Raw genomic sequence first — 14184 nt, 5'->3', positions numbered from 1 at the left:
TTATTATACATAAAAACAACAAATTATCAATTGTGTTGACATTGTTTTATTAAAATAGACAAATTTTGAAAGGGGTAATTGTTTTATGTATAAAAATCTAAGTTTTAAATGTATAGTTATAACACCTATGATTTGTTATGGTGCAACTAAAGACCCAGAAGTTCGCCCGCCATCTTTTAAAGGAATAATGCGCTTTTGGTGGAGAACTCTAAATGGGCATTTATCTATTGATACTCTAAGAAAAAAAGAGGCAAATATATTTGGTGGAGTAGGAAAAGATGATGGGAAAAGTAAATTTTCTATAAAGATTGTAGGTGTTAATGGAAAAACAAAATATGAATATGTTCTACCTCATAAAAAAACGTTTAAACGTAAAGCATTCATTCCTTATGAAACTAGTTTTAATGTTGAAATGAAATTTTGGAAGAAAGACGAAGAATTAGTAACAACTATAAAAGACTTGTTTATTTTAATATCAATTTTGGGGGGAGTTGGTAGAAGAACAAGACGAGGATTTGGAAGTTTTAAAATAGTCAAACTTGATGGTGAAGATTTTAATTACAATGAGTATATTGATTTAGAAAAAATAGTAAATTTGATGAAAAAGATAAATCAAAATGGACAGTTTGAGGTAGAAAAAAACGATAAAGGCGCAGGAATAAAAACAAATTTTTATAAGAAAAAAGATAAAGATAAATATCCATATATAAGATTTATCGAATTTGGAAAAGAGTATGATAATTATGATGAGCTTTTGAGAAAGATCAGTACAGCTTCTCATAATCACAATTCAGATTTTACAGGGTATGCAAAAAACGGAAAAAGACTTGCATCCCCTGTGTACGTTAGTGTTGTGGAAAAAGATAATAAGTTTATACCTGTTGTTACTCAGCTAGAATTGTCTGAAGATGTTGAAGGTATAGATAGAAGCGAAGAATTTATAAGAGAGGTGTTAGGATGAAAAAATATCTTTTTCTTTTTACGATAGGACCTGTTCAATCTTTTATAGCACAAGCTAGGAAAACCCATGATTTGTGGGCAGGAAGTAAAATTCTTTCAGATTTAATAGAATATGCAATATATGCTTTAGAAGAAAAAGTTAAAACTTGTAAAATAATATTCCCACACAAGGAAATAAAATCAAAACCCAATAGGTTTATAGCTATTATCGAAAGTGATGATCCAAAGGGGATAGGAATGGATATAGAGAATAAGGTAAAGGATCAATTAAAAAAACTTTCTTTTGATATAGTGAAAAAATATGCAAATTTTGATATTTCTGAGATTTTTTTTGAGCAGATAGAAAATTTTCTTGAGATATATTGGGTTATTTTACCGTATGAGGAAAGTGATTATTCTGAATTGTATGGAAAGATAGAGGGTTATTTAGGATCAATAAAGAATATTAAAAGATTTAGACAAAACTCTTTAGATTGCGTTGAAAGTTATAGAAAATGTTCTGTGTGTGGTCAAAGAGAAGCTTTATTTTACAGAAAAAGTGATAAAAAGCCAAGAAATATAAGTTTTCAGGCACAGGAAATAAATGAATTTAGATTAAATCAAGGAGAAAGTTTATGTGGTATATGTTTTATTAAGAGGTTTTATAAAACCAAAAGCTCTTCATTTTCTTCAACTGCCAAAATAGCTTCTTTGAGTTGGGTAGAAAAATTAACACAAGTTGAAATAAAAGAATACAAAGATTTTTTCAAAAATTTTGACGAAGAACTTTTTTTTGATGAGAATTTAAGAAAAGAGCATTTAATAAAATATGATCATTATAAAGACGACGAAAATTTAGAAAAAGCCAAAAAATACCTAAATAACCTTTATAAGAAATACGGTGTTCCATCAAAGTATTATGCTATTGTTATGCTTGATGGAGATTCAATGGGGAAGTGGTTATCAGGAGAGTTTTTGTCTGATAAATCACATCTTAGAGATTTTCATTTGGAACTTTCAAAAAAGCTGGGAGAATATACAGACAAGACAAAAGAAATAATTGAAGGAAAAGGCGAGTTAGTTTATGCTGGAGGAGATGATGTGCTTTCTTTTGTAAACATTGATCATCTTCTTTTTGTTATGAAAAATCTAAGGGATTTTTTTCCAAAATTTGAAGAAATTAAAAATGTAAAAAACAGAAATAAATCTTCTGCTTCTATGGGAGTTGCTATTGCACATTATAAAATGCCACTTTCTGAGGTAATAAAGTGGGCAAGAAAAATGGAAAAGGAAGCAAAAGAAGATAAAAAAGATAAAAAAGATGCCTTTGCCATAGCAGTATTAAAACGTTCTGGTGAAATACACAAAATTAAGTACAAATGGTATTTAAATGATAAAAGCACAGTTGATATCATAAAAAATATTGTCAAAAGTATAATTGATAAAAAATTTTCAAGCACTTTTACAAAAGCATTAGCTGATGAACTCAGGAGGTTTAAATACGATGTAAACGAGAAATTCATCAAATCAGAATGTAAAAGATTGTTAAAGAGAGCTTCAAATCCCAATGGAGTATCTTTAAAATCAAATGAAATTGAAGAGTTAAGTGATAAATTATTAGATTTGTTTGTAGAATCTTATTCTTTACAAAACTTTATATCTACTCTAAACATTATAAATTTTCTTTCAAAAGAGGTAGGTGAATTAAATGATAATTGAAATAACACCTTTAGATACACTTTTTTTTAGAAATTCAAAGACTTTTTTTAAAGGTGAGGATACATGGGGAGAGGGAATTTTTCCTCCGTATCCTTCTGTAATATACGGTGCCTTAAGAACACTATATTTTGCAAATAATATGGATACCTTTGAGTACGCAAATAAAGAAGATGACCCAACCAAAAATTTGAAAATAACAAACATAATTTTAAAAAATAAGCATTATTTACTTTTTCCAATGCCTTTGGATTGTGTTGTTTCAAAAGATTCAAATGATAAAAAAGCGATAGTTTTAGATTTGCAAGATGTAAATAATATGTTTTTTTCAAATTATCCAAATTTGTCAAAAATTTTGGTTGCAAAAGGTAAGGTAGAAAATAAAAAAAATCTATATTTATCTGATGAGTACTTTAAAGATTATATAAATGGAAAAAAAGAAATTTATTATAGTGAACTTGGTATAATGGATGAACCAAAGATAGGTATTGCCCGCTCAAAAGAAACCCATGTTAGTGCTGAGAGTGCACTGTATAGGATAGATATGAAAAGGTTGAATGATGTAAGTATTGTGGTTGAATTTGAAGGGTTATCTATCCCAAAAAAAGGGCTTTTAAAGCTTGGTGGTGAATCAAAAGCAGCTGAATATAAAGTAGTTGAAAACAATTTGGAAAGATTTGATGTAAAAATTGATAGATTTTTTAAGGTTGTTTTAACTACTCCTGCAATATTTAAAAAAGGATGGATTCCTTCTTTTATAAGTGAAGAAAACTTTGAATATAAGAGTGAAAATATTCATTTAAAATTATTAGCTGCAGTTGTTGGAAGACCTTTAATAGTGGGCGGCTTTGATATGAAAAAAAGAAGGGCCAAACCATTGTATAAAGCTGTTCCTGCAGGAAGTGTGTATTATTTTGAGTTGTTAAAAGGTGATGTTAAAGATTTAATCAGGAAATTTCATAAAAAGGCAATTTCAGAAATTTATCAAAAACAGGGGTTTGGAATATCGTATTTAGCTAAGATTTAAGCTAGAAAGGGGGAACGATATGAAAAAGGTAATTTCAATGGTGGGGACATCTATTATTACCAATGTATTAGAGGAAGAAGAAGGATTATATAATTATTATGATGAATTAAGAGATAAGAGCTATTCTGATTGGGAATATTATGAGAGAAAAATAAGAAAGATAAAAGATGGAGTTTTAGAGTATTTGAAAGACGACGAAAATTTTGAAAAAGCTTCTGCAGAAATTGAAAGTATCTTAGAAATATCAAAAAAGTATAAAGATGAAAATAAAAAAGTTTATTTGTTAACAACAGATACGATTTTATCATATTTATCTGCAGAAATTATAAAAACTATATTTGAAGAGTATGTTGAAAATAGTGATATTGAAATTAAAATTCACTTGGTTAAATCACTTAATGTAAATGAAAATTTTGTAGAAGGACTTAATAATTTAATAGGAAAGATTGAAAATATCGCAGGAGGTTATTATGAGAATTTAATTTTTAATATAACGGGGGGATATAAGGGAATAATACCATATTTAACCATTATGGCCGTTGTTAACGAGTGTGAAATATACTATATTCACGAAGAGTCTAATAAATTAATAAGAATTCCTCAAATTCCTTTGAAGATTGACTATAATCTTTTTGAAAAATATGAAGAATTAATAATAAAACTTGAAAATGGTATAGAAAGTTATCAAAAATTAAAGGTTGAAAATTATAGAGCCTGCGAAAAATTGGAAAAAAGTGGTTTAGTGGAAATAGTTGATGATATTGCCTTTTTAAGTCCAATAGGTAGGATATTGTTTAATAGGTATAAGGGTCAATTTGTATATTTTTATGCTACAGATGAAATTTATAAAGATATAAAAAACAAAAAAGAAATAATGCGCATATTAAAAAGTAAGTTTTTTGAAAATTATAATTCAAAGACACAAGATAAGTCAGGACATTTGGTGTATGATGACGGAAATAACCAGAATCGCATTTTTTATTTTAAAGATGGGGATGAAATATACATATATAAAGTGTTTGAAGATCACGATAAATACGAAAAGTATTTAAATAGTGAGAAATTTACGAATGAATTCAAAGAAAGTTATAAAAATTTGTCAAAATTAAGAAGAATCAAAAAGGAGGAATAAAGATGTACAAAATTGCAAAACCTGTGTTTTTAAAAGTTGTTACACCACTTCATGCGGGAAGTGGACAAGATTTGGGAATAGTTGATTTGCCTATCCAGCGTGAAAGACATACAAAATTCCCTAAAATTGAATCATCATCTATAAAGGGGTGTATTAGAGAATCCTTTGAGGATTTGGAAAAAGAAAATAAATTAGAAAAATATGGAGTAGATGATATTATATCCTTGGTTTTTGGTCCAGAAAGTGGAGATGTACATGCAAGCTCTATTGCATTTACAGATGCAAGAATTTTACTATTTCCCGTAAAATCGGTAAAGGGAGTATATGCATATATTACATCTCCAAAGGTTTTGGAAAGGTTTAAAAAGGATTTGGAAATATCAAAAACATTAGGCGGTATTAAAGAATACTTTTTCGATGAAGAAAAGAAATTAAAAGAATTAACAGTTTCAAATCGTGAAAAGCTATGTATTTCAGAAAAAGTAATTCTTGAAGAATACGCCTTTGAAGTTGAATTTAGTGAAGATACAAAAGAATTTGCAGAATGGCTTTCAAAATTACTCAATATAGAAGAAATAAAAGACAAACTTGTTATCCTTCCAGATGATGTTTTTGGGGATTTTGTAAATCTTTCAACAGAGGTTATAACAAGGATAAAGATTAACCCTGAAACGGGTACAGTAGAGGGTAGTGCGCTATTTACAGAAGAATATTTGCCTTCTGAAACTGTAATGTATTTTCTTTGCATGGCAAGTCCGATTTTTTTGAAAAAGGATAAAAAGGAAAAAATTTTAAAAGAATTAATGAAAAATGAAAAGTTTTCAGAAGAAAAATTTGTGATGAATTTTTTTGAAAAAAACCTACCAAAGATAATACAAATAGGTGGAAATGCAACTATTGGAAAGGGAATCTCTGAATTAAAAGTATGGAAAACTGAAGGTGATAAACAATGAGTAATGAGAAAAAAAGTTTAAAAACACTTGAGCATGGAAGGGCCCAATTTGCATTTAAATGTGTTGAAAATGCCATAAATGTTCTTGGCAATAAAAAAGGAGAGTATAAATCCTATGTAAAAAAGATTCCCATGCTTATAAAAACAAACGGATTGGGACTAACATTTGCCTTTATACTTTCTAAAAAGGCGAAAAGTAAGGCATATGACATAATTGGAGAAAATATTTTAAATTGGCTAAAAAGAGATGAAAAAAGGATATTAAAAGACGCAAGTAAAATAGAAAATTTTGATGGATTAGTTAAGACCGTTACAATGTTGGAGTCTTCTGAATACATGGCCCTTTCCTATGAAGTTTTGGCTTTTTTTAATTGGCTTAGAAGGTTTGCAGAAGGACTTATAGAGGATGAGGAAGATAAAAATAGAGGTGATGGAAATAATGAAGAATAATAAAAAAAATAATAACAAAGAGGAAGGAGAATTTGTTTTACCTATAGATACTTTAAAAATTTTTAAATTAAATAATGAAAAGATTGATAATTTTAATTTGTTAATGAATAAGTTCATCATATTAAAAAAACATTCAAAAGAAAAGAAATTTGATAAGAAAATAATAAATAATTTTGATTTTACAGTGTTTAGCAAGCTTATAAAGAAATTAAAAAAGGATTATTATGGTAAAATAGAAGAGCTTTCTTTGGATTTAAAATCATTTGAAAAGGAAATTCAGTGGAGAATGATAGTTGGATTAGGTGAACCATCTGTGTGTGAAACGTCTATGACTTTGCATCATATATATGGATTGCCATACATACCTGGTCAGGCGCTAAAAGGTATGTTGAGAAATTATGTTATTTTAAACTTTTTTTCATCAGAAGATGAAGCGTTGAAAGATAAAGAATTTTGTAAAATTTTTGGAGATAAAGAGAATAAGGGTGAAGTACTATTTTTCGATGCATTTCCAATTGATAGGATAAATATAAAACGTGATGTTATAAATGTTCATTACAAAGAATATTACGAGGGAAAAAGTGCACCGTGTGATAATTTAAATCCTAAGCCTATATTTTTCTATACAGTAGAAAATACTAAATTTAAATTTATAATAGGTTCTAAAAAAAATATGGAAAATTATAAGATTATGGGAAATAGCCTTTTAAAATTATTTAAAAAGGCGTTGGAAAACCATGGTGTGGGTGCAAAAACTTCTGTGGGATATGGGTATTTTAAATAAAATGTCCATTTTTGATGATAAAAATCGTATATTAAATAGAAATGTGTGTTAATTTTAGAAACTTATTTTTTTAAAATTGTTTTAAAATTTATATAAACATCCATTTTTTTATATGGAAAACGCGTTTTTATTGTGATATAATTGGATTGCATATATTGTATGATTTGGAGGAATTGAGGTGAATTTTTCAAGAATAATAATTTTAATAGACCTTTTCTTAATAATGGTTTTTAACTACTTTTTAACTTCTTCTGTGTTTTCTTCTGTTTTCCTTTCTGTTATAATATGGATGGGAATATATGCTTTTAGGGTTTATGATTATGATTATCTAAAAGATTACAACGAACAATTGATAAGGGTTTTTGCAGGGATAGTAATAGGATTTATTGGAATATTAATATTTTATCCATTAATGGATAAAATATTAAACCGCTGGTTTTTCATCTATAACCTTATAATCTTGCTTTTAACTATTCCGATATTGCATAAAATAGAATATCTAATATTAATAAAAAATACTTCTCGGAAAAGATACCTTGTAATAGGGAGAAAAGATGAATTAAAAGATATTCTACAGGAGATTGAGAAAAAAACACAAGGAAAAGTTATTTTTTCTGAGTTTTTAAATCCATCTCCAGCAGTGCTTAAAAGTAAAATTGCACAATATGATGCTGTATTAGTTGCTGACCAGGAACTAGAAAAATACGTAAAAAATCAGTTAAACGAGCTAAAGGAAAAATACGAAATAGAATATCTTCCAAATCTTGTTGAAAAAATACTAAAAAGAATTCCAATAGAAGTTGCAATAAAGTTCAAAGATTATTATGAAATAGCTTTTCAAAATACAAAAGAATCACCTGCAAAAAGAATACTCGATATATTTGGATCAATACTCGGGTTAATTATATTTTCCCCATTTATGCTTATAACGGCAATTGCCATACTTATAGAAGATGGAAGGCCAGTTATATTTAAACAATTGAGGGTTGGAGAAAAGGGGAGATATTTTACTCTTATAAAAATTCGCTCTTTAAAAGAAGGAGCTGTTGACCCTGAAAATCCAAATAAGGCAATAGAACAAAGACCTTTAAAAATTGGAAAAATCATACGGAAAGTCAGGCTTGATGAAGTTCCACAATTTTTAAATGTATTAAAAGGCGATATGAGTGTAGTTGGTCCACGGCCAGAAATGATAGAATTTCACAGAAGAATGAATAAACAAATTCCATTTTATAATTACAGACTCAATCTAAAACCAGGAATAACTGGTTGGGCTCAAATAAATTACAAACACACAACAACGCTTGAAGATTACAAAATAAAAACTGAATATGATTTATATTACATAAAAAACAGAAATATATTCCTTGATTTAAAAATATTACTTCAAACCTTAGAAACGATTTTGGGAATGAGGGGAGCGAAGTGAATATATTATTAGTTACTCAGCATTTTTATCCAGAGCAATTTAGAATCAATGATGTTTTTTTTGAGTTATCAAAAAGGGGGCATAGCATAACGGTTCTTACTGGCTTACCTAATTATCCTCAAGGAAAAATATTAAAAGATTACAGATTTTTCAAGAACAGAAAGCAAATTATAAATGGAGTAAAAATTCTAAGAGTTCCATTGATAAGTAGAGGTAAAAGTTTATTTAGGCTTTCTTTGAATTATATAAGTTTTGCTATTAGTTCTTATTTAAGGGCATTGTTTGTGAAAAAGGATTTTGATATTATCATAGGACACCAAACATCTCCCATTACTCAAGTAATAGCAGGTGTGTTGCTCAAACAACTGGCAAAAAAACCGTTTATAATTTACTGTTTCGATTTATGGCCCGCGAGCTTGGAAACAGTTAATTTGAAACCGGACAATGTTATATATAAGATATTATCGAAAGTAAGCAACTGGATATATAGACGGGCAGATTATATATTAATGAGCTCTTATTCGTTTAAAAAATATTTTAACGAATACCATGGTATTTATTCTAATCTAATATATTTACCTATGTATGCCGAAAGTATTTATGAAAATGTTAATGATAGTAGTAAGAAAATTAATGATAAATTCAATTTGTTGTTTGCGGGAAATATTGGTAAAATGCAAAGTATAGATACTATAATAAAAGCTGCTGAGATTTTAAAAAGGTATAATGATATAGTTTTTCATATAGTAGGAGATGGTTCAGAGAGAGAAAAAGCAGAAAAATTATCTAAAGATTTAGGATTACAAAATGTTATATTTCATGGCTTTCACAAAGTTAATGAAATGAAAAAGTTTTATGAAATGGCTGATGCATGTTTGGTAACATTGAAAAAAAATGAAATAATTTCTTACACATTACCCGGGAAAGTCCAATCTTATATGGCTGCAGGAAAACCAATTGTTGGAGCAATTGAGGGAGAAACCAAAGAGATTATAGAAAAAGCAAATTGTGGATTATGTGGGCCTGCGGAAGATTACAAAACGTTAGCAAATAATATTTTAAAGTTGTATAATGATGAAAAGCTAAGAAAATTATATTCTGAGAATGCAAAGAAGTTTTATAAAAAATATTTTAGTAAAGATATTTATTTTAAAAGATTAGAATGTATTTTGAATAATGTATTAGAAGATAAAAATATAAAGGGGTGCGATAATGTTTAAAAATAAAATATTACTAATAACAGGTGGGACTGGATCATTTGGAAATGCTGTAATAAGAAGATTTTTAAACACTGATATCAAAGAAATAAGAATACTTTCAAGGGATGAGAAAAAGCAAGATGATATGCGAAGATATTATAAAAATCCAAAATTAAAATTTTATATAGGCGATGTGAGAAATTATGAATCATTAATAGATGCATTTAAAGGTGTAGATTATATATTTCACGCAGCAGCGTTGAAACAAGTCCCTTCTTGCGAATTCTATCCCATAGAAGCAGTACGAACTAATATTTTGGGAACAGAGAATGTTTTGAATGCTGCAATAAATTCTGGGGTAAAAAAAGTTATTTGTTTAAGTACAGATAAAGCAGTTTATCCTATAAATGCAATGGGAATGACCAAAGCATTAATGGAAAAAATTGCTATTGCAAAATCAAGGATAAATAATGGAACTACTATTTGTGTAACACGTTATGGAAATGTTATGGCTTCACGTGGTTCTGTCATTCCATTATTTATTAACCAAATTAGAAACAATAATCCAATAACTGTTACTGATCCGAACATGACAAGATTTATGATGAGTTTAGATGAAGCAGTAGATTTAGTATTATATGCTTTTGAAAAAGGTAAGAGTGGAGATATATTTGTTCAAAAAGCACCAGCTGCAACAATAGGGTTATTAGCTGATACTATAAGGAAAATGTTGAATAGACCTGAACATGAAATAAAAGTAATTGGGACAAGACACGGAGAAAAATTATATGAAACATTAGTTACAAGAGAAGAAATGGTAAGAGCAATTGATTTAGGTAGATATTTTAGAATACCCGCTGATACAAGAGACTTGAACTATGATAAATACTTTGAAAATGGTGACGAAGTAATAACACAAACACAAGAATATAACTCCCATAATACCTATAGACTAAATGAAGAAGAATTGACGGAAATGCTATTAAATTTAAGAGAAATTCAAGAAGATTTGAAAGAGTTTGGAGTGAAATAGCATGAAAATTCTCGTAACTGGTGCAAAAGGGTTTATAGGGAAAAACTTAGTTGTTGAGTTAAAAAATAGGGGTTACGAGGAAATTTTTGAATATGATAAAGACACAGGCAAAGACCTGTTGGAAAAATACGCTAGGGAATGTAATTTTGTGTACCATTTGGCCGGGGTAAATAGGCCGAAAAATGAAAAAGAATTTATGGAAGGTAATTTTGGTTTTATATCTGAATTATTAAATTTGTTGAAAAAATATAATAACAAGTCTCCAATTCTAATGACATCTTCCATACAAGCGGAAAGAGATAATCCGTATGGAAAAAGTAAAAAAGCAGGGGAAGATTTGCTATTCAATTATAGTGCAGAAACCGGAGCAAAGGTTCTCATATACAGATTACCAAATGTGTTTGGAAAATGGTCAAGACCAAATTACAACAGTGCGATAGCTACTTTTTGTTATAATATTTCTAGAGATTTACCTATAAAGGTTAATGATCCAAATGTTGTTTTGACTTTAGTTTATATAGATGATGTGGTTAATGAGTTTATAAATGCTTTGGAAAGTAGAGAAACTAAACGTGGTAAATTTTGCGAAGTACCTGTGAAATATACGAAGAAACTTGGTGAAATAGTAGATTTATTATATTCATTTAAAAAAAGCAGGGAAGAAAAAAATATTCCTGATATGTCAGATGAATTTACTAAAAAATTATATAGTACATATTTAAGCTTCTTACCTGAAAATAAGTTTAGTTATGAACTAAAAATGAACATTGATCACAGAGGTTCTTTTACAGAATTTATTAGAACAATTGACAGAGGCCAAATTTCTGTAAATATTATTAAGCCCGGTGTAGTTAAAGGTAATCACTGGCATCATACTAAAAATGAAAAATTTTTGGTAGTGAGTGGTAAGGGAGTTATAAGATTAAGAAAAATAAATTCCGACAAAGTTATAAAATATTATGTGAGTGGTGACAAATTGGAAGTTATAGATATTCCACCTGGCTATACGCATAATATAGAAAATATTGGGAGTACAGACTTAGTAACCATAATATGGGCAAATGAACTGTTTGATCCCGAAAAACCGGATACATATTATTTGGAGGTTTAACGTATGAAAAAGCTAAAGGTAATAACTGTTGTAGGAACGAGACCAGAAATTATAAGATTGTCGCAAGTAATAAGAAAATTAGAAGAGTGTGAAGCTATTGACCATATTTTGGTGCATACTGGGCAAAATTATGATTATGAATTAAATGAAGTTTTTTTTAAAGATTTAAATTTAAAAAAACCAGATTACTTTTTAGATGCTGCAACAGGAAATCCAATGGAAACCATAGGAAACATTTTAATTAAGATAGATCCAATTTTAGAAAAAGAAAAACCAGATGCGTTTTTAGTTTTAGGTGATACTAATAGTTGTTTATCAGCTATTGCTGCTAAAAGAAGACACATACCAATATTTCATATGGAAGCAGGAAATAGGTGTTTTGACCAAAGGGTTCCTGAAGAAACAAATAGAAAAATAGTTGATCACATAGCAGACGTAAATTTACCATACAGTCATATAGCCAGAGAATATTTAATAAAAGAAGGATTTCCTGCGGATAGAATAATCGTAACAGGAAGCCCAATGTATGAAGTAATTATGAAAAATATGGAAAAAATAGAACATTCAGATATACTTGATAGGTTAGATCTTGAGAGTGATAAATATTTTGTTGTATCTTCACATAGAGAAGAAAATATAAATTCCGAAAGAAATTTTTTTAACTTAATAGAGAGTTTAAATGCAATTGCTGAAATTTACCAGTTGCCGATTATAGTAAGTACTCACCCTAGAACAAGAAAGATGATAGAGAAAAAGGGAATAAAATTTAATCCCTTGGTTAAAACTTTGAAACCATTAAGTTTTAGTGATTATATTAAACTTCAGATTAATGCGAAAGCAGTTTTAAGTGATAGTGGTACGATAAGTGAAGAAACATCAATATTGAAATTAAAATCATTAAACATTAGAGAAGCTCATGAAAGGCCAGAAGCGATGGAAGAAGGTACGGTGATGATGGTTGGTTTAAAAAAAGAGAGAATACTACAAGGTTTGAAGATTTTAGAAACTCAAAAAAAAGATACAATAAAATTAGTCAATGATTACAATGTACCAAACGTTTCAGAAAAAGTGTTGAGAATAATTTTATCGTATACAGATTATGTAAATAGAGTAGTGTGGGGGAAAATATCATGAAAATTCTTCAAATAAATTCTGTTTGTGGAATTGGAAGCACTGGAAGAATAGTTGCTGGAATCCATGATATTCTAATTAAAAATGGTCATGAAAGTTATATTGCATGTGGAAGAAATTTATACAAAAACTTTGATAACGCTATTAAAATAGGAACTAGCTTCGATGTGTATATGCATGTTTTGAAAACACGAATTTTTGATAAGCATGGATTTGGATCTAAAAAAGCAACTATTAAATTTATTAACAAAGTAGAAAACTTGAATCCGGATATTATACATCTTCATAATATACATGGGTATTATGTCAATATAGAAGTATTATTTAATTATTTAAAAACAGCTAATAAACCAGTTATTTGGACTTTGCATGATTGCTGGGCTTTTACAGGTCATTGTTCGTACTTTGATTATGTTAATTGTGATAAATGGAAAACAGGTTGTTATAAATGTCCTCAAAAAACTAAATATCCTAAAAGTATTTTATTAAGTAACTCTAAACATAATTATTTAAAGAAGAAAGAAATTTTTACTGATGTTAAAAACATGATCATTGTTACTCCTTCTAATTGGCTTGCAAAATTAGTTAGACAGTCATTTTTAAAGGAATATCCAGTTAAAGTTATAAATAATGGGATTGATTTGACAGTTTTTAAACCTGTTAAGAGTGATTTTAGAAAGAAATATAACCTTGAAGGGAAATTTATAATATTAGGTATAGCAAATGTCTGGGAAAAAAGGAAAGGATACAAATATTTTATTGAGTTAGCACAAAAATTAGAAAAAGATGAAATAATTGTAATGGTGGGATTAACCAAAAGACAAATTAAAAAACTTACTGATAATATTATAGGAATAACCAAAACTAATAGTGTTAAAGAATTAGTTAAAATTTATTCCTCTGCGGATGTTTTTGTAAATCCCACTTTAGAAGATAACTTTCCAACAACTAATTTGGAAGCATTAGCTTGTGGTACACCAGTTATTACATTTAATACTGGGGGAAGTGTAGAAAGCGTTGACAGTAATACTGGTTTTGTCGTTGAAAAAGGAAGTATAGATGGATTGTTGAATGCGATAAAAGTGATAAAAGAAAAAGGGAAAAAAAGTTATTCTTACTATTGTGTAGAACGAGTCAGAAAATTGTATAATAAACATAATGCGTTTAATGAATATATGAGTTTGTATAGAATTACTTCTGAGAAAATTTTGAAGTGCTTAAGCAATTAATTGAACTTACTTATGAGTATTTTGTTTGATAATGAGAAAATATAAAGTTGCT

Annotated in this window: 13 protein-coding genes; all 13 read left to right on the top strand. The window is 28.4% G+C overall.

The annotated features are described in order from the left end of the window. Nucleotides 1–85: 85 nt before the first annotated feature. Nucleotides 86–961 (top strand): type III-B CRISPR module RAMP protein Cmr1, encoded by an 876-nt coding sequence (cmr1, locus tag Y592_RS04235; RefSeq protein ID WP_075665774.1) that lies wholly within the window; start codon nt 86–88, stop codon nt 959–961. Further along, nucleotides 958–2658 (top strand): type III-B CRISPR-associated protein Cas10/Cmr2, encoded by a 1701-nt coding sequence (gene cas10, locus Y592_RS04230; protein WP_075665773.1) that lies wholly within the window; start codon nt 958–960, stop codon nt 2656–2658. The genes cmr1 and cas10 overlap by 4 nt, the downstream gene beginning before the upstream one ends. Continuing rightward, nucleotides 2648–3682: a type III-B CRISPR module-associated protein Cmr3 gene (cmr3, locus tag Y592_RS04225; protein WP_075665772.1), complete on the top strand. Its 1035-nt coding sequence runs from the start codon at nt 2648–2650 to the stop codon at nt 3680–3682. Before cas10 ends, cmr3 begins: the two co-directional genes overlap by 11 nt. Nucleotides 3683–3701: 19 nt before the next feature. After that, nucleotides 3702–4814 (top strand): putative CRISPR-associated protein, encoded by a 1113-nt coding sequence (locus tag Y592_RS04220; RefSeq protein WP_075665771.1) that lies wholly within the window; start codon nt 3702–3704, stop codon nt 4812–4814. 2 nt (nt 4815–4816) lie between these two features. Further along, a complete protein-coding gene (gene cmr4, locus Y592_RS04215; RefSeq protein WP_075665770.1) occupies nt 4817–5767 on the top strand; it encodes a type III-B CRISPR module RAMP protein Cmr4 in 951 nt (316 codons plus the stop codon). Then, nucleotides 5764–6216 (top strand): type III-B CRISPR module-associated protein Cmr5, encoded by a 453-nt coding sequence (gene cmr5, locus Y592_RS04210; RefSeq protein WP_088368893.1) that lies wholly within the window; start codon nt 5764–5766, stop codon nt 6214–6216. The genes cmr4 and cmr5 overlap by 4 nt, the downstream gene beginning before the upstream one ends. Continuing rightward, nucleotides 6206–7000 (top strand): type III-B CRISPR module RAMP protein Cmr6, encoded by a 795-nt coding sequence (gene cmr6 / locus Y592_RS04205; protein ID WP_157648499.1) that lies wholly within the window; start codon nt 6206–6208, stop codon nt 6998–7000. Before cmr5 ends, cmr6 begins: the two co-directional genes overlap by 11 nt. Nucleotides 7001–7178: 178 nt before the next feature. Further along, entirely contained in the window at nt 7179–8429 is a 1251-nt protein-coding gene (locus Y592_RS04200; RefSeq protein ID WP_237254792.1) for an exopolysaccharide biosynthesis polyprenyl glycosylphosphotransferase, read from the top strand. Beyond that, nucleotides 8426–9649: a glycosyltransferase family 4 protein gene (locus Y592_RS04195; RefSeq protein WP_088368891.1), complete on the top strand. Its 1224-nt coding sequence runs from the start codon at nt 8426–8428 to the stop codon at nt 9647–9649. The genes Y592_RS04200 and Y592_RS04195 overlap by 4 nt, the downstream gene beginning before the upstream one ends. Continuing rightward, nucleotides 9642–10661, top strand: a complete 1020-nt coding sequence (locus tag Y592_RS04190) for a polysaccharide biosynthesis protein (protein ID WP_088368890.1) — start codon at nt 9642–9644, stop codon at nt 10659–10661. The genes Y592_RS04195 and Y592_RS04190 overlap by 8 nt, the downstream gene beginning before the upstream one ends. A 1-nt stretch (nt 10662) precedes the next feature. Next, nucleotides 10663–11772, top strand: a complete 1110-nt coding sequence (locus tag Y592_RS04185; protein WP_088368889.1) for a capsular polysaccharide biosynthesis protein CapF — start codon at nt 10663–10665, stop codon at nt 11770–11772. A gap of 3 nt (nt 11773–11775) precedes the next feature. Then, nucleotides 11776–12906 carry a non-hydrolyzing UDP-N-acetylglucosamine 2-epimerase gene (gene wecB, locus Y592_RS04180; RefSeq protein WP_088368888.1) on the top strand — a complete coding sequence of 377 codons (1131 nt, stop codon included), beginning with the start codon at nt 11776–11778 and terminating at the stop codon, nt 12904–12906. Next, nucleotides 12903–14132 carry a glycosyltransferase family 4 protein gene (locus Y592_RS04175; protein ID WP_088368887.1) on the top strand — a complete coding sequence of 410 codons (1230 nt, stop codon included), beginning with the start codon at nt 12903–12905 and terminating at the stop codon, nt 14130–14132. Before wecB ends, Y592_RS04175 begins: the two co-directional genes overlap by 4 nt. Nucleotides 14133–14184 lie beyond the last annotated feature (52 nt).

Origin of the sequence: Thermosipho sp. 1070, assembly GCF_001682135.1 — a bacterium.
Lineage (GTDB): Bacteria > Thermotogota > Thermotogae > Thermotogales > Fervidobacteriaceae > Thermosipho > Thermosipho affectus.
The sequence above is the reverse complement of the archived record's forward strand: the minus strand, read 5'-3'. Positions and strand labels throughout refer to the sequence as shown.